The 23770-nt window shown below is 71.7% G+C and carries 26 protein-coding genes; 13 read left to right on the top strand and 13 right to left on the bottom strand.

The features are described 5' to 3' along the window. The first annotated feature begins 90 nt into the window (after positions 1-90). Positions 91-684 carry a TetR/AcrR family transcriptional regulator gene (locus ACWDRB_RS04265; RefSeq protein ID WP_355191597.1) on the top strand — a complete coding sequence of 198 codons (594 nt, stop codon included), beginning with the start codon at positions 91-93 and terminating at the stop codon, positions 682-684. Positions 685-739: 55 nt separating this feature from the next. Here ACWDRB_RS04265 and ACWDRB_RS04260 read toward each other — a convergent pair whose 3' ends face one another. Together ACWDRB_RS04260 and ACWDRB_RS04255 are read right to left on the bottom strand one after the other, a co-directional pair. Further along, positions 740-1762, bottom strand: a complete 1023-nt coding sequence (locus tag ACWDRB_RS04260) for an alkaline phosphatase PhoX (RefSeq protein WP_397365965.1) — start codon at positions 1760-1762, stop codon at positions 740-742. A 247-nt stretch (positions 1763-2009) separates the two neighbouring features. Next, positions 2010-2477: a Dps family protein gene (locus ACWDRB_RS04255; RefSeq protein ID WP_350728998.1), complete on the bottom strand. Its 468-nt coding sequence runs from the start codon at positions 2475-2477 to the stop codon at positions 2010-2012. 108 nt (positions 2478-2585) lie between these two features. Here ACWDRB_RS04255 and ACWDRB_RS04250 point away from each other — a divergent pair, with 108 nt between their 5' ends. The 5 genes from ACWDRB_RS04250 to mmuM all read left to right on the top strand — a co-directional run bounded on the left by ACWDRB_RS04250 (position 2586) and on the right by mmuM (position 7829). Beyond that, positions 2586-3332 carry a helix-turn-helix domain-containing protein gene (locus tag ACWDRB_RS04250; RefSeq protein ID WP_449891814.1) on the top strand — a complete coding sequence of 249 codons (747 nt, stop codon included), beginning with the start codon at positions 2586-2588 and terminating at the stop codon, positions 3330-3332. Then, a complete protein-coding gene (locus ACWDRB_RS04245; RefSeq protein ID WP_449891813.1) occupies positions 3329-5671 on the top strand; it encodes a VIT domain-containing protein in 2343 nt (780 codons plus the stop codon). Before ACWDRB_RS04250 ends, ACWDRB_RS04245 begins: the two co-directional genes overlap by 4 nt. A 75-nt stretch (positions 5672-5746) precedes the next feature. Continuing rightward, positions 5747-5995: a Crp/Fnr family transcriptional regulator gene (locus tag ACWDRB_RS04240; RefSeq protein WP_449891812.1), complete on the top strand. Its 249-nt coding sequence runs from the start codon at positions 5747-5749 to the stop codon at positions 5993-5995. Between the two features lie 88 nt (positions 5996-6083). Then, complete coding sequence (otsB, locus tag ACWDRB_RS04235; protein ID WP_449891811.1) at positions 6084-6923, top strand: trehalose-phosphatase; 840 nt, start codon at positions 6084-6086, stop codon at positions 6921-6923. Between the two features lie 39 nt (positions 6924-6962). Beyond that, positions 6963-7829, top strand: coding sequence for a homocysteine S-methyltransferase (gene mmuM / locus ACWDRB_RS04230; protein WP_350728992.1), 867 nt, complete (start codon positions 6963-6965; stop codon positions 7827-7829). An 85-nt stretch (positions 7830-7914) separates the two neighbouring features. Here mmuM and ACWDRB_RS04225 read toward each other — a convergent pair whose 3' ends face one another. Continuing rightward, positions 7915-8340, bottom strand: a complete 426-nt coding sequence (locus ACWDRB_RS04225) for a DoxX family protein (protein WP_350728991.1) — start codon at positions 8338-8340, stop codon at positions 7915-7917. 84 nt (positions 8341-8424) lie between these two features. Here ACWDRB_RS04225 and ACWDRB_RS04220 point away from each other — a divergent pair, with 84 nt between their 5' ends. Continuing rightward, on the top strand, positions 8425-8886 hold the full coding sequence (locus ACWDRB_RS04220) for a MarR family winged helix-turn-helix transcriptional regulator (RefSeq protein WP_449891810.1): 462 nt from the start codon (positions 8425-8427) through the stop codon (positions 8884-8886). Between the two features lie 2 nt (positions 8887-8888). Here ACWDRB_RS04220 and ACWDRB_RS04215 read toward each other — a convergent pair whose 3' ends face one another. After that, complete coding sequence (locus tag ACWDRB_RS04215) at positions 8889-9593, bottom strand: lysophospholipid acyltransferase family protein (RefSeq protein ID WP_449891809.1); 705 nt, start codon at positions 9591-9593, stop codon at positions 8889-8891. 162 nt (positions 9594-9755) lie between these two features. On the opposite strand from ACWDRB_RS04215, the gene ACWDRB_RS04210 reads away from it, so the two are divergent. Continuing rightward, the gene (locus ACWDRB_RS04210) at positions 9756-10514 is read left to right on the top strand and encodes an alpha/beta hydrolase (RefSeq protein ID WP_350728987.1); all 759 of its coding nucleotides are present in this window, start codon (positions 9756-9758) and stop codon (positions 10512-10514) included. 46 nt (positions 10515-10560) lie between these two features. Then, positions 10561-11019 carry a hypothetical protein gene (locus ACWDRB_RS04205; RefSeq protein ID WP_449891808.1) on the top strand — a complete coding sequence of 153 codons (459 nt, stop codon included), beginning with the start codon at positions 10561-10563 and terminating at the stop codon, positions 11017-11019. Between the two features lie 11 nt (positions 11020-11030). Here the strand turns inward: ACWDRB_RS04205 and ACWDRB_RS04200 are convergent, their stop codons facing one another. From ACWDRB_RS04200 to ACWDRB_RS04170, 7 genes are all read right to left on the bottom strand, one after another. Further along, on the bottom strand, positions 11031-12176 hold the full coding sequence (locus tag ACWDRB_RS04200; protein WP_449891807.1) for a hypothetical protein: 1146 nt from the start codon (positions 12174-12176) through the stop codon (positions 11031-11033). 37 nt (positions 12177-12213) lie between these two features. Further along, entirely contained in the window at positions 12214-12861 is a 648-nt protein-coding gene (locus tag ACWDRB_RS04195) for an endonuclease/exonuclease/phosphatase family protein (protein WP_449891806.1), read from the bottom strand. A gap of 44 nt (positions 12862-12905) precedes the next feature. Then, complete coding sequence (locus ACWDRB_RS04190; RefSeq protein WP_449891805.1) at positions 12906-13838, bottom strand: ROK family glucokinase; 933 nt, start codon at positions 13836-13838, stop codon at positions 12906-12908. Between the two features lie 15 nt (positions 13839-13853). Next, entirely contained in the window at positions 13854-14279 is a 426-nt protein-coding gene (locus tag ACWDRB_RS04185) for a DUF5304 family protein (protein ID WP_397365956.1), read from the bottom strand. Between the two features lie 42 nt (positions 14280-14321). Further along, positions 14322-15482, bottom strand: a complete 1161-nt coding sequence (locus ACWDRB_RS04180) for an ArsA family ATPase (protein WP_350728977.1) — start codon at positions 15480-15482, stop codon at positions 14322-14324. A gap of 1 nt (position 15483) precedes the next feature. Beyond that, positions 15484-15918, bottom strand: coding sequence for an SRPBCC family protein (locus tag ACWDRB_RS04175; protein ID WP_350728975.1), 435 nt, complete (start codon positions 15916-15918; stop codon positions 15484-15486). Positions 15919-15985: 67 nt separating this feature from the next. Beyond that, positions 15986-16753 (bottom strand): metallophosphoesterase family protein, encoded by a 768-nt coding sequence (locus ACWDRB_RS04170; RefSeq protein WP_350728974.1) that lies wholly within the window; start codon positions 16751-16753, stop codon positions 15986-15988. Positions 16754-16856: 103 nt separating this feature from the next. Between ACWDRB_RS04170 and ACWDRB_RS04165 the strand changes: the two genes are divergently transcribed. Further along, positions 16857-18605, top strand: coding sequence for an AMP-dependent synthetase/ligase (locus tag ACWDRB_RS04165; RefSeq protein ID WP_449891804.1), 1749 nt, complete (start codon positions 16857-16859; stop codon positions 18603-18605). 20 nt (positions 18606-18625) lie between these two features. Here ACWDRB_RS04165 and ACWDRB_RS04160 read toward each other — a convergent pair whose 3' ends face one another. Further along, a complete protein-coding gene (locus ACWDRB_RS04160; RefSeq protein ID WP_449891803.1) occupies positions 18626-19405 on the bottom strand; it encodes a DeoR/GlpR family DNA-binding transcription regulator in 780 nt (259 codons plus the stop codon). 174 nt (positions 19406-19579) lie between these two features. Here ACWDRB_RS04160 and ACWDRB_RS04155 point away from each other — a divergent pair, with 174 nt between their 5' ends. From ACWDRB_RS04155 to ACWDRB_RS04145, 3 genes are read left to right on the top strand one after another with little or no spacing between them, the layout of a single operon-like run. Further along, positions 19580-20866, top strand: a complete 1287-nt coding sequence (locus ACWDRB_RS04155) for an ABC transporter substrate-binding protein (RefSeq protein ID WP_449891802.1) — start codon at positions 19580-19582, stop codon at positions 20864-20866. Continuing rightward, complete coding sequence (locus tag ACWDRB_RS04150) at positions 20866-21738, top strand: carbohydrate ABC transporter permease (protein ID WP_364251226.1); 873 nt, start codon at positions 20866-20868, stop codon at positions 21736-21738. The genes ACWDRB_RS04155 and ACWDRB_RS04150 overlap by 1 nt, the downstream gene beginning before the upstream one ends. Then, positions 21735-22652: a carbohydrate ABC transporter permease gene (locus ACWDRB_RS04145; RefSeq protein ID WP_449891801.1), complete on the top strand. Its 918-nt coding sequence runs from the start codon at positions 21735-21737 to the stop codon at positions 22650-22652. Before ACWDRB_RS04150 ends, ACWDRB_RS04145 begins: the two co-directional genes overlap by 4 nt. Here ACWDRB_RS04145 and ACWDRB_RS04140 read toward each other — a convergent pair. Further along, complete coding sequence (locus ACWDRB_RS04140) at positions 22649-23770, bottom strand: glycosyltransferase family 4 protein (RefSeq protein ID WP_449891800.1); 1122 nt, start codon at positions 23768-23770, stop codon at positions 22649-22651. The two genes, ACWDRB_RS04145 and ACWDRB_RS04140, sit on opposite strands and share 4 nt — an antisense overlap.

The following is a 23770-nucleotide window of genomic DNA, read 5'->3' as shown; positions in this document are numbered from 1 at the left end:
GCCCCCGCCTCAAAACTCGGTAAACTACTCGTGTTTGCTCTCCCAACCAGAAATACAAGTGAATGCTCGCATTTGTCAACGAGGAGACCCATGCCTGAACGCACGGTCCGCCGGCAGGCGCGCGGCCTGAAGCGCATGGCGGAGATCCTCGACGCCGCCGAGTCGGTGATCGCCGAGGTCGGATACCCGGACATGACGACGAACCACGTCGCCACGCGGGCGGGGATGTCGCCCGGGTCGCTCTACCAGTTCTTCCGCAACAAGGAGGAGATCCTCGACGGGCTCGTGGCCCGCTACACCGACGACCGGCAGGAGTTCTGGGCCGCCCGGCTGGCCGCCGTCACCCCGGAGGTGCCGCTGGAGGCGCTGGTGGGGCAGGTCGTGGACGAGAGCGTCAGGTTCAAGGGCGCGTCACCGGCGTACTGGTCGCTCCTGTACGGGTCGGCGACGGGCGACCAGCTGGCCTCGGCCTCGCGGCGGCTGCACGACGACATCGCCCGGCAGGTCGCGGCCATGCTCCGCCGCCGCTCCCCCGGCCTGGCGGAGGAGCGCGCCGCGCTCATGGGGACGATGGCGGTGGCCATGGTGAAGGCGGTGATGCCGCTGGTCACCACCGCGACGCCGGAGCGCGGCGCGGAGCTGGTGGCGGAGCTGAAGCTGGCCCTGGTGCGCTATCTGGGCTGAGCGCGGACCGAAGCTCGACCTGATCCGCCATCTGAGCTGAGCGCGGGCCGCGCGCTCAGCCGCGGAAGGGGCCCGACACCTCGAAAGTGTGACCCTCGGTGCGGCCGCGCCGGGCCGAGAAGTAGAGCCGATCGCCCTCCGGCGAGAACGCCAGCCCGGTCAGCTCCGCCCCGGCGTGCCCCTCCAGCCTGAGGAACGGCGTGACCGCGCGGTCGGGGGCGATGACGTCGATCTCCGTCGTCTCCCTGGCCACGTACAGGTCGCCGGAGGGGGCGGCGGTGATGGCGCGCACGCCCTCGCACAGCCGCTCGAGCGCGGAGGTCTGCGCGTCGTAGGCCCACAGGCCCGTGTCGCCCTTGGTCGTGAAATAGCACACCCCGCCCGCGTAGTGGCAGCCGTCGCCGCCGTCGAAGTGGCGGGCGCCCTCGACCTGGTGGCGGGCCTCCGTGCGCAGCGCCGCCGGCGAGGGCACCACCTGCCAGTGACCCGAGGAGCACAGCACCTCCAGCGTGCCCTCCGTCAGGTCGCCCCAGTCGCTCGGCCGGAACCGGTAGAAGCAGCCGTCGGGCTCGTCCTCGGTCATGTAGACGACGCGCCGCTCGGGGTCGCAGGCGGCGGCCTCGTGCTTGAAGCGGCCCATGGCCAGGCGGGGGCGGGCGGCGCGGGCGCCGTACGGGTCGCACTCGAAGACGCGGCCGCGGTGGCCCAGCTCGCACGACAGCCAGGTGTGCCACGGCGTGGCGCCGCCCGCGCAGTTGAGGTCGGTGCCCGACAGGATGCGGTAGGCGTCGCCGACGGTGCCGTCGGCGCGGAAGCGCAGCGCCGACGCGCCGCCGAGCAGGGGCAGCTCGGAGTTGGACACGTAGATCCAGCCGGCGCCGTCGGGGAAGCAGGCGCCGCCGTCGGGGGCCGCGTGCCAGGTCAGCCCGGCGACCTTGTGGCCCGAGCGGGCCACCACCCTGCCGGTGAAGCCTGAGGGCAGCGCGAGGCCGTCGGCGCCCGGCAGGCCGAGCGGTCCGTACGGGCTGATGCCGCCCCGCAAGAGCGGGCCCGTGCGGAGGAGAGTCTTGTGGGACATCGTGGGGCCTCCCTCTAGGTGCCACGCTAGTCGACCGCACCGACATGAATGGCAGGGACTCGCGACATCAAACTCTGCGCAAACCCCGAACTCCCACTGCGCGATCATCCGGCCAACTCGCGTCGGCGGGCCGCCGGCCAGGGGTGGCGGCCCCGCCGGCAAGCATGTCGGCGGGCCCACCGGCGGGCATGTCGGCGGGCATGCCAAAGCCCGGGGTCCCGTGCGGGCTCCCGGGCTTTCTGGCAGGTCAGGCCTGGGCCTGGAACATCCAGTGCTGCTTGTCGATGTCCTGCGCCACCGCGATGAGCAGATCCTGGGTGACCGGGTCGGGCTCGTCGGTGGCCCGTACGCGCTCGTGCATCCGCTTGCTGACACCGTCCAGCAGGTCGGTGATCGTCGCCACGACCTTGCCGTCCTCGATCCAGCCGGACTCCGGCTGCTGGAGCTTCGTGGACCTGGCGACCGTGGTGGAACGTCCGTCCGGGTTGATCCCGACGGCGACGGCGCGTTCGGCGATGGTGTCCATGTGGGACCTGGCGAGGTCGGTGAGCTCGTCGAGCTGGAGGTGGATCGGGCGGAAGTGAGGGCCGATGAGGTTCCAGTGCGACTGCTTGGCGACCAGCGAGAGGTCGATGAGATCGACCAGGGCGCCCTGCAGGGCCCGCGCGACGGTGTCCTTGGCCTCTCCCGAGAGTGGGCCGGTGATCATGGCCATGTCCTGTTCCTCCCCATCGATAGGAGTCTTCCCTCTTTAGAACGACATGGCGGCGGCCATTCTTCCGCAACGTTGACAGTGTAACAATGACAGTGTCATTGTGGAGGTATGAGCGACACCTCCGCCTCCACCGAGCCCATCGGTTGGACCATCGGCGAGCTGGCCGAGCGCGCGGCGCTGGCGCTGCGCGCGAGCTCGGACGGCGCATCCTCCGGCAACGGCCGGGTCCGCGATGTGCCCGGCGAGCGGCTGATCAGGTGGTATACGACGATCGGGCTGGTGGACCCGCCGCTGACCAGGCGTGGCCGCATCGCCCAGTACGGGCGGCGGCACCTGCTGCAACTCGTGGCCGTGAAACGGCTGCAGGCCGCCGGGCACTCGATCGCCCAGATCCAGGCGGCCCTGGCGGGCGCCACGGACCGCATGCTGGAAACCGCCGCGGGTGCGGGCACTCCCCCCATGACCGGTGCCGTGCGCGACCGGGTGGGCCCTGGCCCGGGCGAGGCACCCGACGGCGCGCACCCGGCAGCCGGCGCCCGCCCGGGCAGTGGCGCGGCCGAGCGCGGAGCGACGGGGGCCGGTGGCGATGCACGGGCCCGGGGTGACGAGGTGCCGGTGCGGGAGCGGTTCTGGGCCGAGCGGCCGGGGAAGGGCAGCGTGCGGGCTCCGAAGGTGGCCCACCAGCCGACCGGGCTGGGAGGCCCGGGTGGGGCGGTTGTCGTGGGGGTCAGGTTGGGGGATGGGGTGCGGCTGGTGCTGGACGCCGGCCGGGTCCCGTCCGAGGAGGACGTTCAGGCGGTGCTGGCGGCAGCGGGGCCGTTGCTCGCGGTGCTCGAAGAAAGGGAGCTCATATGAAGATCACTTCGCTGGAGCCCGCACGGTGCCTGCCGGTGCCGGACGCCGGGTTCGGCGCGCTGCGGACCGAGCGCGGCAACCTGCCGCTCGAGAGCGTTGACGTGAACGCCGGCATCTCCGGCCTCATCGCCGGGGTCGAGGTGACGCAGGGGTTCAGGAATCCGTTCGACGTCACCCTGGAGGCCACGTACGTCTTCCCGCTGCCCGACCGGGCGGCCGTCACCGGGTTCCGGATGGAGGCCGACGACCGGGTGATCGAGGGTGTGCTGAAGGAGCGCGCCCAGGCGAGGGCCGACTACGACCAGGCGTTGCGCGAGGGCAGGCGGGCGGCGATCGCCGAGGAGGACCGGCCCGACGTGTTCACGATCCGGGTGGGCAACATCCTGCCCGGCGAGCGCGTCTCGGTCCGGCTGACCATGAGCCAGCCCCTGCCGTACGAGGACGGGGCGGCCACGTTCCGCTTCCCGCTGGTCGTGGCCCCGCGCTACATCCCGGGCAACCCCGTCGACGGCCCGTCCGCGGGCGACGGCGTCGCGCCCGACACCGACGCGGTGCCGGACGCGTCCAGGATCAGCCCGCCGGTCCTGCTGCCCGGCTTCCCCGACCCGGTCCGCCTGTCGCTGAGCGCGACCGTGGACGCGGCCGGGCTGGAGCTGCGCGAGCTGGCCTCCAGCCTGCACGTGGTGGAGGAGGAGGGCCACACGGTACGCCTGCGCCCCGGCGAGCGCCTCGACCGCGACTTCATCCTGCGGCTGTCGTTCGACGCGTCCACGTCCCTGCAGCTTGACAGCCGGTCCGATCAAGGGGGGACCTTCGCGCTCACGGTCGTGCCGCCGCCGCTCCAGTCCACGCGCCCGCCGCGCGACCTGGTGCTGGTGCTCGACCGTTCCGGCAGCATGGGCGGCTGGAAGATGGTCGCCGCGAGGAGGGCCGCCGCCCGCATCGTCGACACGCTGACGGCCCAGGACAGGTTCGCGGTGCTGACGTTCGACTCGGTGGTGGAGGAGGCGTTCGAGGGCCTGGTGGAGGCCTCCGACCGCAACCGCTACCGCGCCGTCGAGCACCTCGCGCGGGTGGACGCCCGCGGCGGCACCGAGCTGCTGGAGCCGCTGCGCCGGGCCGTCGCCCTGCTGGGCGGCCGCGACGAGCGCGAACGGGTCGTGGTCCTGGTCACCGACGGCCAGGTGGGCAACGAGGACCAGATCCTGGAGCAGGCGGGCGGCGCCCTGTCGGCGATGCGCGTGCACACGGTCGGCATCGACCGCGCCGTGAACGCCGGCTTCCTCGGCCGCCTGGCCGGGCTCGGCGCGGGCCGGTGCGAGCTGGTCGAGTCGGAGGACCGGCTGGACGCGGCCATGGAGCAGATCCACCGCAGGATCGGCGCTCCTCTGGTGACCGACCTCTCCCTCAAGGGGCTCGAGCTCGAGCCGGACACCGTGACGCATCTCGGGTCGATCTTCCCGGGCGTGCCGCTGCGCGTGTACGGGCGCCACCGCGAGGGCTCCTCGCTGACCGTGCGCGGCCTGGCGGCCGGAGGGCCGTGGGAGGAGCAGGTCACGGGAGTGGCGGTGGACAATCCGGCCATCCAGGCTGTGTGGGCCCGCGCGCACCTGCGGGAGCTGGAGGACCGCTACGCCATGGGCGAGCACGACCTGGAGCCGCGGATCGTGCGGACGTCGCTGGAGTACGGCGTGCTGTGCCGCTTCACCGCGTACGTGGCGGTCGACACCAGGCAGGTCGCCGACGGAGGGCCGGAGCACCGCGTCATCCAGCCGGTCGAGCCGCCGAGCGGGTGGGAGCTGCCGCAGAACCCGCCGACGATGGGCTTCATGGCGCAGGCGGCGGTGATGGCCGCCCCGCCGGCCGCCCCGCGGATGCGGATGCCGGACCCCGGTCTCGGTTCCGCCGACGCGTCACCGGACTTCCTGACCGGTGGGCCGGCGGGGGGCGGAGGAGGGTTCGCCGGGCCTCCGAGGCCGGCCCCCTTCGCACCGGGCGGGCCCCGTGGTGGCAGGGCGCCAAAGTCCGCGCCGCGTCCCGGTCACCCGCTGGACTCGGTCCGGCCGCAGCTGGTGGCCGAGCTCGACCGGCTGAAGGCGCTGCCCATGGCCGACCTGCTCTACCTGGCGGACCTGGGCTCGCGGCTGGCGGCGCTGGCGGCGTACCTCGGGGGCAACGCGGAGCTGGAGACGCTGGCCCGCGAGCTGGAGGCCGCCGAGCAACCGGGCGCCGACGCCCAGGCCCTGCACGACCGGGCGGTGGAGGTCCTCACCACCCTCGTGGGCGGCTCCGGCGGGTCCGGCGGCCCTCGCCGCGGACCGTTCTGGAAGCGCTCGTAGACCTTCTCCCGGGGGCCCGGCCGGGCCCCCGGGAGAACGGGGTCACAGGATCGGGGTCCACTCATCGGCGCGGTGGTGCGCGACGTCCCCTCCCGCGTGGCCACCTGGCTGGTACGGCGCTGCGCCACCGGCCGGGTGCCGCTCCACGCGGGCCAGGCGGGCCTGGGGGCCGAGATCGGCGCGACCAGGGTGAGCGTCAACCGGGCCCTGCGCGGGTTCGAGCGGCGGGGGATGATCGAGATCCGGGCCGGCGAGGTGGTCGTGCTGGATCCGCGCGCGCTGTCCCGCCTGGCGGCCCTCCCGGCCCCGGACCAGGCGTCGTGATCATGAACGGTGGGTGGCGGGCAAGGGCCGGGAAATTCACGGGAAGGCGTCTGTCCGACCCGGTCGCGCTGTTCTATCGTCACTGAGCATGGCGACCTCTCGCGCCCCGCTCCGCTTCGCCGAAGCAGTGTCCGCCACCGTCTCGGAGAGCGCCGGATCCGGCTTCTTCTTCGACTACGACGGCACCATCGCCCCGATCATGCGCGACCCTGGCGCGGTGTTCCCCGTGGCCGGTGCGCTGGAACGGCTGCAGGTGCTGGCCAGGCTCGTGAGCAAGGTCGCGATCGTGTCCTCCCGTCCGGCCGCGTACCTGCGGGACCGCTTCTCAGACGCTCCCCAGCTGCGCCTGTTCGGCCTGTACGGCATGCAGACCGTCGAGAACGGCCGCGTGCGCACGGACGCCGAGGCCGAGCCGTGGGCCCCGGTGATGCGGCGGGTGGCCGAGGAGGCCGCCCGCGACCTGCCGCGCGAGATCCTGATCGAGGACAAGGCGCTGATCGTGGCGCTGCACTACCGCTCGGCCCCGGCGCTGCGCGGCGCGGTCGAGCGGTGGTCGTCCCGCAAGGCGGCCGAGCTGGGGCTGCGGGAGCAGTACGGGCGCATGGTCGTCGAGCTCAGGCCGCCCGTCGAACGCGACAAGGGCACCGTCGTCGCCCGCGAGATCGAGACGCTGACCCGCGCCTGGTACTTCGGCGACGACCTGTCCGACGGCCGGGCCTTCGACGCGTTGCGCGGCAGGGAGGAGCGGGACCCGGCCTTCATGGGCGTCCGGGTCGCGGTGGCGAACACCGAGACGGGCGACGAGCTGGCCCGCGTGGCGGACTTCACGGTGGAGTCCCCCGAGGACACGCCCGCCCTGCTCGACCACGTGATCAGCGCCTTCCCCGGCCGCCCACCGGTGGTGGGCGCGGGCTCACGCCACCGGTAGGCGGCCACGGGCCCGCCCACGTGCTCGTACCCTGGTGGAGTGACTGCACTTGTCCTGGACGGCGGCCTGTCCACCCAGCTCGAACGGCTCGGCGCCGACCTCGGCGACGAGCTCTGGTCGGCGCGGCTGCTGCTGGAGCGGCCCGAGGTGATCCGGCGCGCCCACGCCGACTACTTCGCCGCGGGCGCCGACGTGGCCACGACCGCCAGCTACCAGGCCACGATCGCCGGATTCGTCCGGCGCGGCCTGGACGTGGCGGCGGCCGAGCGGCTGATCAGGCTGTCGGTCGAGCTGGCTGCGCAGGCACGCGACGAGGCCGGGCACGGGCTGGTGGCGGCCTCGGTCGGCCCGTACGGCGCCTTCCTGGCCAACGGCGCCGAATACACCGGCGACTACGACCTCGACGAGGACGGCCTGTTCGACTGGCACCTGCCGCGCTGGGAGATCCTCGCCTCGGCCGGGGCCGACCTGCTGGCCTGCGAGACGATCCCGTCCTATCCCGAGGCCCGGGTGCTGGCCAGGCTGCTGGCCCGCACGCCCGAGGTGAAGGCGTGGGTGAGCTTCTCGTGCCGTGACGGCGAGCGGCTCAACGACGGCACGCCGATCACCGAGGCGGCCGCGCTGTTCGGCGGAAACCCGCAGGTGGTGGCCGTCGGGGCCAACTGCACCGCGCCGCGCCACATCCCCGGGCTGATCTCGTGCCTGGCGGGCGGGCTGCCCGTGGTGGTCTACCCCAATTCGGGCGAGACGTGGGACGCCGGGCACCGCCGGTGGCTGGGGCTGGCCGACCCGGTGGAGTTCGGGCAGGCGGCCAAGGAGTGGCAGCTGGCGGGCGCGTCGCTGATCGGCGGGTGCTGCCGTACGACGCCTGAGCACATCGCGCAGATCCGCGCCCACCTCTCCTGAGACCCTGAGACCCTGAGACGCCCTCTCCTGAGACGCGACGGGACCCCGCGCGGGCGCGGGGTCCCGGATCCCGGAGGTGAAGCCGTCAGGCGAGCGCCGACTCGGGGCGGCGGCGGGCCAGGACGTTGTCCAGGGCCAGCGCGCCCCCGCCCGTGAAGCCGACGGCCAGGCTGGCCGCGGCCAGCGCCAGGACGAACTCGTAGCCGCCCTCGCCGGCGCTGAACCCGCTCGCGCCGTGCACGAACACGATGGCGCCCACCATGTCGAGGGCCAGCAACGTGCCGGCGATCGGCAGCGCGGCGCCCAGGATCAGCGCGAGCCCGCCGGCCACCTCCAGCACGGCGACGGCGGGAGCGGCCACGGAGGCCAGCGGGATGCCCGCGGACTCGAAGAACTTGGTCGTGCCCGCGATCCCCATGGTCGCGAACTTCTGGTAGCCGTGAACGAGGAAGATCACGCCGATGGCGATCCTCGCGAGCAGCAGGACGACGGGGCGCGCCTGGCCGATCATGCGATCTCCTTATAAGAGTGGTTCAGATTTGAACAACGACCCTAGCATTGATTGTTCAAATCTGAACGACAGTAGACTGAACCGGTGACGGACCCCCGATGGCTTGACGCGACGGAGATGGCGGCGTGGCGCGCCTTCCTGTCCACCGCCCACCTGCTCGAACGGCGGATCGAGGAGCAGCTCAAGGCCGCGGCCGGGCTGACGCATCCGCAGTACGAAATTCTGACGCGGCTGTCGGACACGCCGGGCCATCAGATGCGCATGACCGAGCTGGCCAAGGGCGTCGTGGTGTCGAAAAGCGCGCTGACGTACCAGATCACCCAGCTCGAGAAGGCGGGCCTGGTGGAGCGCGCCACCTGCCCCGGCGACGAGCGCGGGGTGCTGGCGGTGCTCACCGACGCGGGCGTGCGCTGCCTGGAAAGGGTGGCGCCAGGTCACCTGGAGGTCGTGCGCGCGTACCTGATCGACCGGATCAGCCGCGAGGAGCTGTACACCATGACCACGGCCATGCAGAAGACCGAGACGGTCTTACGCGCCTCCGGGTGAGCTCACCCCTTGGCGGCGGCGCGCGCGGCGCGCTCCAGCTCGACCTTGGCGCTCGCGGCGTACTTGTCGACGTATTCCTGCCCGGACAGCTCCATCAGGGCGTACATGATCTCGTCGGTCACGGCGCGCAGCACCAGCCGGTCGTCCTCCATCCCGTAGTAGCGGGAGAAGTCGAGCGGCTTGCCGAACTTGACGCCCGGCCGGATCCCGAACTTGGGCAGCGGCCGCCCCGGCGGCATCATCTCGTACGTGTTGATCACGGCCCACGGGATGACCGGCGCCCGTGACTCCAGGGCGAGCCTGGCCACGCCGGTCTTGCCCTTGTAGAGGCGGCCGTCGGGCGAACGGGTGCCCTCGGGGTAGATGCCGAGGATGTGGCCCTCACGCAGGATGCGCAGGCCGGTGCGGAGCGCCGCCTCGCTCGCCTTGCCGCCGGAGCGGTCGATCGGCACGGTGCCGACGCCGCTGAAGAACAGCCGGGTGAAGAAGCCCTTGACGCCGCGCCCGGTGAAGTAGTCGGCCTTGCCGAGCGAGATGACCTTGCGGCGGATCTGCAGCGGGCCGAAGAAGTGGTCGGCGAACGACAGGTGGTTGCCGGCCAGGATCGCGGGCCCCTGTTTGGGCACGTTTTCCGAGCCCTCCGTCCACGGCCTGAAGATGGCGAGGAGGAACGGACCCAAGATGGCCTTGACCACCCAGTAGAACACTCCGGCACCTCTTCTCCAGCGCGTTACGTGTGAGCAGAGTCATCTTCCCACCTTGAACACGATGCTCCTACACCAGCTCTCGCACAAACACCCCGGAACGTGCGACGATCGGGCCGTTCCCGGAGGAATCTTCCCGGAATGAAACTGCATGGAGGAGCTGTTATGCCGCTCATGCCAGGCGCGGAGCCCTACCACCATCGAGCAGGCCAGGTCGGTGTGCTGCTCTGCCATGGGTTCACCGGCTCGCCACAGTCGCTGCGGCCCTGGGGGGAGTTCCTGGCCGGGCACGGGGTGAGCGTCTCGCTGCCCCGCCAGCCTGGGCACGGCACCACGTGGCAGGAGATGAACAGGACGCGCTGGGAGGACTGGTACGCCGAGGTCGAGAAGGCGTTCGCGGACCTCCAGGGGCGCTGCCCGGACGTGTTCGTGGCGGGGCTGTCGCTGGGCGGCTGCCTGGCGCTGCGGCTCGCCGAGGTGCACGGCCCGGCGATCGCCGGCGTGATCGCGGTCAACCCCTCGATCACGAACGACGTGCCGCTGCTCAAGCTCGCTCCGCTGCTCAAGTGGTTCGTGCCGTCGGTGCCCGGCGTCGCCAACGACGTCAAGAAACCCGGCGTGACCGAGCTGGCCTACGACCGCACCCCGGTGAAGGCGGCGGCGTCGCTGCCCTCGCTGTGGTCGCTGGTGCAGGCCGACCTGGCTAAAGTGACGCAACCACTGCTGGTCTTCCACAGCACGGAGGACCATGTGGTCAAGCCGACGAGTGTGGCGATCATCCGTGCGAAGGTCCCACAGGCCACGATCGAGGAGCTAAGCGATAGCTACCATGTTGCGACGCTTGACAACGATGCCGACAGGATCTTTGCCGGGAGCCTCGACTTCATCCGGACACATGCCTCGGTACCCTTGCAGAGGGACTGATCGCACCCAGGGGGAAGTCGCGATCGCTGTGGAGAGGCCCATCTAGGTGACGCCCCAGAGTGACGAGGACGAGGTCTGGCGGCAGATCGTCGCGTCCTTCAACGACAGCGCCGAGCGCGACTCGGCCGACCAGCCATGGCCGGACAGCGAGAACGTCCCCGCCGAGCCCACCCGCCGAGTGGTGAAACCCTCGGAGGAGCCCGAGCTCGACGAGGAGTCGTACAAGGACCCGGCGGACGACGAGGAGGAGGCGGACGAGGGCCACTTCGAGCCGCCCCCGCCGCCCCCGCTGCCCAAGCTCGACCTGCCCACCAAGCTGGCGTGGGTGGCGCTGTTCGGCGGCCCCGCCTATCTCCTGGTGGCCGCGATGGCGAGCTGGCACATGGAGGGCTGGGCGCTGTTCACGGCCGTGGCGGCGTTCATCGGCGGGTTCGTGGCGCTGGTGGTGCGCATGGGCGACGGCCCGCCCAACGACTCCGGCTGGGACGACGGCGCCGTGCTGTAGGGGCCCCGCCGCTAGGACTTCGCGGTGGTGGTCTTGGGCGCGAACGACTCGACCACGTCGGTGTAGCGGTCGCGGGTGTCGACCGCGTGCCCGACCGCCCACACCGTGCCCTTGCCGGGCAGGTAGGCCACCGCCTGGAGGCGTACGCTGCTGCGGCCCCGCATGGCCCCGCCGCGGATGGTCGCGCACTCGCCCTTCTCGCAGCGCAGCATGAACGGCTCGGCGGCCCGCGCCCGGTCGTAGCCGGTGATCCAGTAGCGGCCCTTGCCGTCACCGGTCACGCCGTAGAGGCGGGCGTCGGAGACGGGCGTCGGCTGCTCGCTCCAGCGCTTGCCGTTCCAGGTGAGCACGAGCGGCGAGACCTCGCCGGGCCCGCGGTAGACGCCGCCGACGGCCACCGCCCGCTTGGCGCTGTCGACCTGCAGGTCACGCAGGTAGCCGCCGGGGATCGAGGGCACCGGCATGGACTCCCACGAGCCGCCCGAGTAGTGCATGATCAGCGGCTCGGAGCCGGTGTCGCCGACGGCGAACCCGCCGGCCACCGCGTAGAGCGCGCCCTTCTCCGTGGTCTGCTGCACGGTCCAGGAGTTGCCCTGGCCGGTGAGGATGAGGCCCTGCTGGTCGCGGCTGCCGACCGCCACCACCCGTCCCGGCTTGGCGTCCACGCCGCCCAGCCAGTCTCCCGCCCGCAAGAGCGGGGTGGGGCGGCCGTCGTCGCCGGGGATGCCCTGCGGCCTGATCCGGTCGAACCCGCTGACGTCGCCGTGGGCCAGGTACGGCAGCCCGTCGTGCCCGTCGCCGACCGCCCACACGTCGGACGGCCCGGCGACGGCCAGCCCGCGCAGATTGCCGGCGGCGGTGGCGTCGCGGATGGAGACCTCGGACCAGCCGCTGCCGTTCCAGTGGCGGACGGTGCCGCGGTTCTTCCAGACGTCCCAGATCTCCTGCTGGCCGACCGCCCACACGTCGTTGGAGGAGACGGCCAGCACGTCGGACAGTGAACCGTCGGCCTGCAGGCGCGCGCTTGTCGACTGCTGCCACGCCTCCATGGTGGCGGGGCGGCGGGGTTCGGCATGCGCGGCGGGCGTGACCTGCGTCAAGGCCACGGACGTCGCCAAGATGAAGGAGAGCGCACGCCGCTGATGGCGACGGGTCATGAGCAAATGCTACGGGCTGGGGGGCCGGTCTTGCCCGTTAGTGCCCAACTCGCAACTCTGCGACAACAGGCAGATGGTCACTGGCCCCGGCCAGATCGGCGATCGGGGCGTCCACTCCCCCGCACGACACGACACGCGCCTCGCGCGCCGCGAACACGCCGTCGATGCGCACGGAGGGCCGCGCCGCGGTGAACGTCAGGCCGTCGCCCTTGGGCGCCACGGCGTGGCAGTCGGCCAGCCGTCCGGCCAGGTAGCGCCAGGCGGGCTGGTGCGCCTGCTCGTTGATGTCGCCGCCGAGCACGATCGTCGCGCCGAACCGGGTGGCCGCGCGCTCCATCAGTGCCATGGCCTCGGCGGCGTGGTGCACCCTGGCCGGGCCGTTGAGGTCGAGATGGAGCGAGCCGACGGCCAGGCGGACCTCCTCGATCTCCACCACGGCGAGCGCGAGCGCGCGCCGTTCCAGCCCCACGAAGGCCCGCAGCGCGCGGCTCTCGGCGTGCAGCACGGCGACGCGCGGCCCGGCGAGCACGGCCACGCCGCCGACCCGGCCGGGGGTGGCCACGCGCAGGCCCGCCGCGGCGGCCAGGGCCTCGCGCCTGGCCCGCCAGCGGACGACCTTGGGCGCCTCCTGCAGGCACAGCACGTCGGCGCGCATGGCGGCGATGACCCTGGTCAACGCGGGCACGCTGTCGCGCAGCCCGCGTACGTTGTACGTGCCGACCCTGATCGTCAGCGCTGCCTGGCCAGGTCGGCCGCGCCCACCACCCCCGCGGAGGCGCCCAGCTCGGCCAGCCGGATCTCGGCGAGCGGCCGGTGCCCGCGGCCGGTGAGCTTCTCGGCGAAGGCCTGGCGGGCCCGGTCGATGAACAGGTCGGCGGCCCGCGAGACGCCGCCGCCCACGATGAAGCAGCCGGGGTCGAGGACGGAGGCCAGGTCGGCCATGCCCTGGCCCAGCCACTCGGCCAGGCTGGCGAACGCCGACAGCGAGGCCTCGTCGCCCAGCCGGGCCGCCTCGGTGATCTCCTCGCCCTCGATCTTGCCGCCGGCCAGGCCGAGGAGGATCTTCGCCTGCTCCGGGTGGGCCTCGGCGATCTCCCTGGCGTCCTTGACGAGGGCCTGGCCGCTGGCGTACTGCTCCCAGCAGCCGACGTTGCCGCAGCCGCACTGGCGCCCGCCCGGGAGCACCTGCATGTGGCCGAACTCGGCGCCCATGCCCCAGCGGCCGCGGTAGAGGGCTCCGTCGACGACCAAGCCGCCGCCGATGCCGGTGCCGAGCGTGATGCAGACCACGAAGGACTGACCGCGCCCGGCGCCGAACCTGCTCTCGCCCCACGCCATGGCGTTGGCGTCGTTCTCGACCACGACCGGCAGGCCGACGAGGCCGCTGATCTTCTTCTGCAGCGGCTCCTCGCGCCAGGCGAGGTTGGGGGCGAAGCGCACAATCGAGCGGGTCTCGTCGACGAACCCCGCCGCGCCGACCCCGACGGCCTCGATCTGCCTGCCCGCGCTCAGCTCGCGAACGACATCGGCCACCGTCTCGGCCACCAGGTCGGGGCGGTCGGCGGCGGTGGGCCTGAGTGTGTGTTCGACGATCACGCCCTTGTCGTCGACCACACCGGCGGCCACCTTGGTCCCGCCGATATCGACACCGATCGTGAGCATTGGCCCCTTTTCTCCCTATCCCAGATCTATGTGTTCCACGTTGCCGCCACCCTCCGGCCGGGTGGCGCGGCGGTCCGGCGTGTCCTCGCGCGGCCCGCGGGGGGCGGGCCTGCTCAGCGAGTCAAGCGCGCCGCGGAACGCGGCGAACAGCTCCCCGCCCGCGGCCATCAGGTGCCCCGTCACGTCGGCGCCCGACTCGCGCTGGGCCGCGATGGCCCTGCACCACGGGCAGGCCCGGCAGATGTACTCGTCGTGGGGCTCGGACACCGCCTCTTCCCACACGTCGCGCTCCCTGCGGGCACCCCCGCCGGTGAACGAGTTGAACACGCTCTTGCCGACCTGGCGGGTGGCCCGCCCCTGGATCGACTCGAACAGCTTGCGTGCCTCGTCGGCGACGGTCCCGATCGGGTCTCTGTCGTTGCCGGTGTTGCTCTCGGTCATCTCGCCCTCCCTACGTATGGGTCGCTCATCCTCCTCAACTCATCAGGACGCGGATTCGCTCCCCGGGCTGAAACCTACCCGCAGCACGCCGTCGCGGAGCGCGGCCCCGGTGATCTTCCTGCGGGCCAGGGCCGCGGGCAGGGCCAGGATCCTGCGGTAGGGCCCGGCTGTCACGATCAGCTCGTCGCCCTTGCGGGCCAGGTCGACGTCGCCGCGGTCGGCGCCGGGCAGGGCCAGGACCAGCTCGTCGGCGTCCATCCGCAGCGGCGGATCGACGGCGTGGGCGGCGAACGGGTCGGACTCGGCGTACATCGCCTCGCCGACCTCGGCCAGCGCGTCCTTGCCGACGGGCTCGGCGGGCAGGTAGGGGATGACGTGGATGGGCAGCGGCGCGAACGACTGCTCCGCCTCGGCCAGCAGCCTGGACTGCGCCGCCGCCCACTGGGCGCGCCACTCGTCGGCGCCGTCGGAGGGGAAGACGCGGTTGGCGATGACGGCGTCGACGCGGTAGCCGTACAGGTTGAGCGAGGTGAGGGTGCGCCTGGCCTCGGCGAGCACCACGGACTCCGGCGTGAGCACGAGCCGCACGGAGGCGTGGTCGCCGGTGAGCAGCTCGCGCACCTCCATGAGGCCGCGGTGCAGGCGCTCGCCCGCGCTCATGACCTCCTCGCCGGGCGCGCTGACGTGGGCGACGCTGCGCACGAACGGCGAGACGAGCCTGACGAGCCTGCGGCCGACGGGCATGAGCTTGCTGACGTGCCAGTCGAGCGCCTCGGGCAGGGCCAGCAGCCGCAGCGTCTCGGCGGTGGGCGCACAGTCGACGACGATCACGTCCCAGCGGCCCTCGCGGGCGTGCTCGCGCAGCTCCAGGAGGGCGATGACCTCCTCGGCGCCGGGCAGCACGGTGATCTCCTCGGAGGTGATCTCGTCGAGGCCCAGCTCGCTCAGCACGCCCCTGGCGTACTGCTGCAGCTCGCCCCAGTGGCGCTCCAGCGACTTCTGCGTGTCCACCTGGTGGAGGTGCAGGCCCGGCGCGATCTCGCCGGGCTCGACGTCGAGCGCGTCGGCCAGCGAGTGGGCGGTGTCGGTCGAGACGATCAGCGTCTTGAGCCCGCGCCTGGCGGCGAGCGTGGCCGTCGCGGCGGCGGCCGTGGTCTTGCCGACGCCGCCCTTTCCGGTGAAGAGCAGGACCCTCGGGCTCAACTCAGCTGCCTTCGACGCGCTTCTTGAGGCCCTTGAGCGCGGTGTCCACGATCACCTTCTCGGCCTTGCGCCTGATCATGCCGATCATGGGCACGCTCAGATCGACGGTGAGCTCGTACGTCACGTCCGTGCCCCTGCCCGTGTCGGCGAGCAGGTAACTCCCCCGCAGCTCGGAGACCATCTTGCCCGGCTCGACCACCTGCCAGCTCACGTGGTCGTCCTGCCAGGTGTAGCCGAGGGTGTAGGTGTCACTGATCATCCCGGCGTCGAGGACGAAGCGCACCGTCTCCGGCCTGCCCTGTCCGTCGGTGGTGAGGACCTCGGCGCTCTTGACCTGCCCGGCCCAGTCGGGGTACGAGGGGAAGTCGGCGATGACCGCCATGACCTCGGGCCGGCCTGCGCTGATGGTGGTGCTCGAAGTGGTGCGATCAGCCATGCGACCACCGTAATGCAGAATCCCCTCGTTGCGGTGGATCGCCCGGCGCGGCCCACCGCAGGCCGGGTCACCATTCGAGGACGAAAGGCACGCCCCTTCCTCTGAAGTGGCCCACGTTCACGCATTCGGTGCGCCCGATGCGCGTGCGCGCGTAGAGCGGGTTGTGCACGTGGCCGAAGAGCGCGTAGCGCGGCTGGGTCCGCTCGATGGCCGCCAGGGTGGCCTCGCTGCCGCGCTCGAACCGCCTGGCCACCACGTCGTAGAGGAGCTCGGGCACGGCCGGCGGGATGTGGCAGCACAGGACGTCCACCTCCCCGACCGCCTCGACCTTGGCCGCGTACTCCTCGTCGCTGATCTCGTACGGCGTGCGGTAGGGGGTCTGCAGCCCGCCGCCCACGAACCCGAACCGCAGGCCGCCGATCTCCGCCACCTGCCCGTCGAGCACCTGGAGGCCGGGCCTGAGGTAGTCGCCCCACAGGCGCGGCAGGTCGACGTTGCCGTAGGTGAGATAGGCCGGGGTGGGCATGGCGGCGAAGAGGGTCTCGTACTGGGAGCGGACGTGGCGTTCGATGTGCTCGCGCGGGTCGCCGTCCAGCGTCGCCCACAGGCGCGCGGACATGGCCCTGGCCTCGTCGAACCGCTTGGCCGTGCGCAGCGCGATGAACTCGGCGGCCCGCTCGGCGCCGAACAGGGTGGGGAAGATCCCCTGCGCGTGGTCGTCGTAGTCGACGAAAAGGATCAGGTCGCCCAGGCAGACCAGCGCGTCCGCCCCGTCGCCCGCCCTGGCCAGCGCGTCGACCCTGCCATGGACATCGCTGACGACATGGACCCTCATGGGCAAATCCTACTGAGGGTGGCTGCTAGCGTGAGCTGTGAGACTACCCGCCCGTAACTTGACGCGGTAACGTCCAGGCGGTCCCCGAAGAGGAGTTGATCCGTTGCGCGAGTACAGCGTTCCCGTCCTGGTCGATGTGCCTGCCTCCGCAGGCCTGTCCGACACCGTGTTCAAGCGGGCCGAGCAGGAGCCGGGCGCCGTGATCATGCGCCGCAAGACGGACTCCGGCTGGCCCGTGGTCACCGCCTCCGAGTTCCGCGACCAGGTGGTCGAGGTGGCCAAGGGGCTGATCGCGGCGGGGATCTCGCACGGCGACCGGGTCGCGCTGATGTCGCGCACCCGTTACGAGTGGACGCTGGTCGACTACGCCATCTGGACGGTCGGGGCGGTCACCGTGCCGATCTACGAGACGTCCTCGGTCGAGCAGGTCAGGTGGATCCTGACCGACAGCGAGGCGAAGGCGGTGTTCGTCGAGCTGGACGAGCACGAGGAGACCGCCAGGGAGGCCGCGCCCGAGCTGAAGCAGGTCTGGCGGGTCGACGGCGCCCTGGAGGCGGGTGACGTCTCCGACGCGGAGGTGGATCGGCGGCGCGAGCAGGTGGGCATCGCCGACCTCGCCACGGTCGTCTACACCTCGGGCACCACCGGACGGCCCAAGGGCTGCCGCATCACCCACGACAACCTGCTCTTCACCGCCCGCAACGTGCTGCGCGGGCCGCTGGAGCCGCTGTTCGCCACCAAGGACCCGGCGGCCCTGCTGTTCCTGCCGCTGGCGCACATCCTCGCCCGGATCATCCAGGTGGTGCTGATCGAGGCGGGCGCGGTCATCGCGCACACCCCCAACATGAAGAACGTCGCCCCCGACCTGCAGGACTTCAAGCCCACGTTCCTGCTGGGCGTGCCTCGCGTGTTCGAGAAGGTCTACAACGGCGCCGAGCAGAAGGCCATCTCGGGCGGCAAGGGCAAGATCTTCGCCAGCGCGGTGGACGTGGCGATGGCCTCGAGCCGCGCCTCCGCCGCCGGCGCGCCGCTCGGGCTCCGGCTGAAGCACCTGCTGTTCGACCGGCTGGTGTACACCAAGCTCCGCGCGGCCACGGGCGGCCGCCTGTCGGCCGCCGTCTCCGGCGGCGGCGCGCTGGGCGAGCGGCTCGGCCATTTCTTCAAGGGCGTCGGCATCGAGGTCTTCGAGGGCTACGGCCTGACGGAGACCACGGGGCCGTGCACGGTCAACATGCCGTACGGCAACAAGATCGGCACGGTCGGCAAGCCGCTGCCCGGCGTGAGCCTGCGCATCGGCGACGACGGGGAGATCCTGGCCAAGGGCCGGAACGTCTTCCCGGGCTACTGGAAGAACGACGAGGCCACGGCCGAGGTGATCGACGCCGAGGGCTGGTTCCACACGGGCGACATCGGCGAGCTGGACGCCGACGGCTACCTGCGGATCACGGGCCGCAAGAAGGAGATCCTGGTGACGGCGGCAGGCAAGAACGTCGCCCCGGGGCCGCTGGAGGACGCGCTGCGCGCCCACCCGCTGGTCTCCCAGGCCATGATCGTCGGCGACGGCCGGCCCTTCGTCGCCGCCATGATCACCCTCGACCCCGAGGCGCTGCCCGACGGGGCCTCCGCCACCGAGCTGCGCACGGACCCGGCGGTGCTGGCGCAGGTCCAGGAGGCGGTCGACCGGGCCAACCTGCTGGTGTCGAAGGCCGAGCAGATCAAGAAGTTCACGATCCTGGACCGGGACATCACCGAGGACAGCGGGCACCTGACGCCCACGCTCAAGGTCAAGCGCAACCTCGTCATGCGCGACTTCGCCAAGGAGATCGACGGGCTCTACGACGGGAAGCACTGACGGCTCAGTCGCCGTCGTGGTCACGCGGGGCCGGGCGCCTCGGCGATGAGGAGCTCGCCCACGTGCCCGGCCAGCTCCTCTCTGGCCGGCTGCGGCAGGCCTGAGTCGCTGACGAGCACGTCCGCCTCGCGCAGCTCGGCGATGGTGCTGATGCCGACCGTGCCCCACTTGGTGTGGTCGGCGGGCACGACGAGCCGGCCCGCCGCCTCCACGAGGGCGCGGTCGGTCTCCGCCTCCATCATGTTCGGGGTGGTGAAGCCGGCCCTGACGGTCATGCCGTGCACGCCGAGGAACAGCAGGTCCACGTTGAGCCGGTGAATCGCGGCCACCGCCACCGGGCCGACCAGGGCGTCCGACGGGGTGCGCACGCCGCCGGTGAGCACGACCGTCTGGTCGCCCCTGCCGGCGTGGCGGAAGACCTCGGCGACGCGCACCGAGTTCGTCACGACGGTCAGGGCCGGGACGGCGGCCAGGCGGCGGGCGAGGGTCCAGGTGGTGGTGCCGGCCGAGAGCGCCACGGTGGCGCCGGGCCGTACGAGGGCGGCGGCGCGGCGGGCGATGGCCCGCTTCTCCCCCTCCTGGCGCACCGATTTGACCGCGAAACCCGGCTCGTCCGTGGAGCCGACGCTGGTGGCGCCGCCGTGCACCTTGGCCAGCAGGCCGCGCCCGGCCAGCAGCTCCAGGTCGCGGCGGATGGTGATGTCGGAGACGCCGAACGCGCGCACCAGCTCGACCACGCGGACGCCGCCGTTCTGCCTGACGAGCTCCAGAATCGCCTGCTGACGCTGCTGGGCGAGCATCGCATCACCAGATCCCGACAGGTTCCGACACCGGTTCGATCGCATCATGACACGGCGTGGCCGCTGGGCAAGGTCATAGAAATGTGCGTTGACAGTTGGAAATGTTGGGTTTTCGCTGAATGAAGGTGAGTGAAGTCGGGGGGATTTGAAGGGTCCGGCTAGGAGGAACCCATCATGGACCAACGTCTGCCGATCTCCCGTCGCCATCTCCTGCTCGGTGCCGCCGCGCTCGGCGTGCCGGCCGCCCTCGTCGGCTGCGGCTCCGACGACACCCCGGCCCCCGCCGGCGGCAAGACCGCCGGCAACCTGGGGACGGTCACGATCGGCTCCAACGCCTCCGACGAGATCCCGAAGAAGTCCCTGGATACCCAGGTGAAGGCCTTCACGCAGGCCACGGTCAAGATCAACACGGTGGACCACAACACGTTCCAGGAGAACATCAACCGCTACCTGCGCGGCACGCCCGACGACGTGTTCACCTGGTTCGCGGGCTACCGGATGCAGTTCTTCGCCGCGCAGGGGCTGGCGACCGACGTCTCGGACGTGTGGCGGGAGATCGGCGGCGACTACACGCAGGCGTTCAAGGACCAGTCGACCGGGACCGACGGCAAGCAGTACTTCGTGCCGGCCACGTACTACCCCTGGGCGGTCTTCTACCGCAAGAGCGTCTGGCAGGAGAAGGGATACCAGCCGCCGGCCACGCTGGACGAGTTCACCGCGCTGGCCAGGAAGATGAAGGCCGACGGGCTCATCCCGATCGCGTTCGCCGACAAGGACGGCTGGCCGGCGATGGGCACGTTCGACATTCTCAACATGCGGATCAACGGCTACGACTTCCACGTCTCGCTCATGGCGGGCAAGGAGTCGTGGACCGACCCGAAGGTCAAGCAGGTCTTCGACACCTGGCGGGGGCTGATGGAGTACCACCAGCCGGCCGCGCTCGGCCGCACCTGGCAGGAGGCCGGGCAGTCGCTGGCGCAGAAGAAGACCGGGATGTACCTCCTGGGGATGTTCGTCGCCCAGCAGTTCCCCGAGGCCGACCGCGCGGACCTCGACTTCTTCACCTTCCCCGAGATCAACCCGGCGTACGGGACCGACTCGATCGACGCCCCCATCGACGGCTACATGATCTCCGCCAAGGCCAAGAACGTGGACGGCGCCAAGGCGCTGCTCAAGCAACTCGCCCAGGCCTCCTCGCAGAACATCGCCACGAAGCTGGACCCGGGCACGCTGGCCGCCAGCTCCAAGGCCGACACCTCCGGCTACAGCGCCCTGCAGAAGCGCGGCGCCGAGCTGGTGTCGAAGGCCACCCACATCGCGCAGTTCCTCGACCGCGACACGCGGCCGGACTTCGCCTCCACCGTGATGATCCCGTCGCTGCAGTCGTTCGTGAGCAAGCCCGGCGAGATCGACTCCCTGCTGGCGAGCATCGAGAAGCAGAAGGCCAACATCTTCCGCTGATGGCAGTCAAAACCCGCCGCTACTCCGCCCGCGACGTGACCATCCTGGTCATCGGGCTGGGGATGGCCATCGTCGTCAACGTGGGCCTCATCTGGGGGCCCACGCTGGCCTCCGTCGGGCTCTCCGCCACCGACTGGAACGGCATCGGGCCGATCGAGTGGGTGGGCGGGCAGAACTACCACGACCTGGCGGCCGAATATCCGCCGTTCTGGTCGGCCGTCCGCAACAACCTGCTGTGGCTGGGCTTCCTCGGGCTGGTCGCGACGCCGTTCGGGCTGTTCTGCGCGGTGCTGCTGGACCGGCGGCTGCGGCTGTCGCGCGTCTACCAGAGCGCGCTCTACATGCCGGTCGTGCTGTCGCTGGCCGTCGTGGGCTTCATCGCGCAGCTCGTCTACTCCTCCGACTACGGCGTGCTGAACGCGGTGACCGGGCTGACCGTGGACTGGCTGGGCGACAGCTCGATCAACATCTGGGTCGTCATGGTCGCGGCCGGGTGGCGGCACGTCGGCTACGTCATGATCATCTACCTGGCCGGGCTGAAGGCGGTCGATCCGGCGCTGAAGGAGGCGGCGGCCATCGACGGGGCCGACGAGCGGCAGGCGTTCTTCCGCGTGGTGTTCCCGACCCTGCGGCCGGTCAACGTGATCGTGCTGGTCATCACGGTGATCGAGGCGCTGCGGGCCTTCGACATCGTCTACGCCATCAACAAGGGCAGGAACGGGCTGGAGCTGCTGTCCGTGCTCGTCACCGAGAACATCGTGGGCGAGGCCAGCAGGATCGGGTTCGGCTCGGCGATCGCGGTGATCCTGCTGGTGATCTCGCTGGGGTTCATCGTCACCTACCTGTCGCAGATGTTCAGGGAGGAACGATGACGCTCACGGCCCCGCCCGCCGCTCCCCCGGCCCAGGAGCGGCGCGCGACGTCCCGGCGTCCGGTGCGGCCGCTGCGGATCCTGCTGCACGCCTTCCTGACGCTGGTGGCCCTCGGGTGGCTGCTGCCGCTCGCGCTGGCCGTCTACGCGTCGCTGCGCCCGTACGAGGAGACCGCCCGCCTGGGCTACTTCTCGCTGCCCGAGCACCTCACGCTCGGCTACTACGGGCAGGCGTGGTCCCAGGCCGAGCTGCCCCGCTACTACCTCAACACGTTGATCATCGTCGTGCCCGGCGTGCTGATCACGTTGTTCATGGCCTCGTTCACGGCCTTCGCCATCGCGCGGCTGCGCATTCCCGGGCGCAAGGCGCTGCTGATCGTGTTCACCGCCGGGAACCTGCTGCCGCCGCAGGTCCTCATCACCCCCCTCTACACCCTCTACACCCTCGTCCCGCTGCCCGCGTGGCTGTCGGACTCGCAGTCGCTCTACGACTCCTACCTGGGGCTGATCCTCGTCCACGTGGCGTTCCAGTTCGGCTTCTGCGTGTTCGTCATGGCGAACTTCATGCGCACGATCCCCGAGGAGATCACCGAGGCGGCGCTGGTGGACGGGGCCTCGGTGTGGAAGCGGTACTGGCGGCTGACGCTGCCGCTGTGCCGTCCGGTGCTGGCGGCGCTGTCCACGCTGCAGTTCACCTGGATGTACAACGACTTCCTGTGGGCGCTGGTGCTGATGTCGTCGGGCGACAAGCTGCCGGTCACCTCCGCGCTGAACAACCTGCGCGGCCAGTTCTTCACCGACTACAACCTGCTGGCCGCCGGGTCGGTGCTGGTGGCGCTGCCCACGCTGATCGTCTTCCAGCTCCTGCACAAGCAGTTCGTCGCCGGTCTGACGCTGGGGGCCACCAAGGGCTAGAGGAGGGTGCGGAAGCGGGCGGCCACGTGCTCCCACGCCCAGTCGCGGGCGATCCAGTCGCGGCCGCCCGCGCCCATCTTGCGGGCCTTGTCAGGGTCGGTCAGCAGCTCGACGATCGCCTGGGCCACCTCGCCCGGGTCCTCTCCGTCCACGACCAGCCCCGTCTCGCCGGGCCGCACGGCGTCGGGCGCGCCGCCGGACGCGCCCGCCACCACCGGCAGCCCGGTGGCGGACGCCTCCAGGAACACGATCCCGAGCCCTTCCACGTCCACCCCCTTCCACCGGGTACGGCACGGCATCGCGAACACGTCGGCGGCGGCGTAGTAACCGGGCAGGCTCGCGGCCGGCACCGTGCCGGTGAACCTGATCGACTCCCGCCCCGCCGCCAGGCGTTCCAGCGTCCCGCGATGGGGGCCGCCGCCGACCAGCAGCAGCACCGCCTCCGGCACCGAGCGCAGCACCCGGGGCCAGGCCCTGATGAGCTGGTCCTGGCCCTTCCTCGGCACCAGCCGCGACACGCACACGACCACCGGCCTGCCGTCCAGGCCCAGCTCGGCCTTGGGCGCGTCGGGGCGGAACTGGCCGACGTCCACGCCGGGCGCGAGCCGTACGAGCTTGCCCGGCGGGACGGCGGCGACCAGGCGGCCGCGCGTGTACTCGCCCAGGTACGTCACCACGTCGGCGTGCCCGCCGATCCTGCGCAACACGGCGCGGAAGCCCGGCGCGCTCGCCCACGACGCCTCGTGTCCGTGGGTGAGCATCACCACGCGCCGCGCGCCCGCCCGGCGCAGGCGGGGGGCGAGCAGCCCGAGCGGCGCCGCCGCCCCGAACACCACGGTCTGCGCGCCGTGCTCGGCCACCAGCCTCGCCGCCCTGCGGGCGACGGCCGGCGTCGGGAGCATGAGCCGCGTCGGATGCCGCACGATCGGGAACGGCTGGAGCTCGTCGAACTCCTCGCAGCCCGGCCAGGCGGGCGCGTAGACGACCACGCCCGGCGTGCGCAGCGCGAGGCCGTGCACGAACGACTGGATGCCGCCCGGCCTGGGCGGGAAGTCGTTCGTGACGACGAGCACCTTGGGCCCCGCACCCGGCGTCGCGCCGGTCGCCGCGCTTGTCAC

This window comes from Nonomuraea sp. NPDC003707 (assembly GCF_053587055.1).
This window is presented reverse-complemented; position numbering and strand designations above follow the sequence as displayed.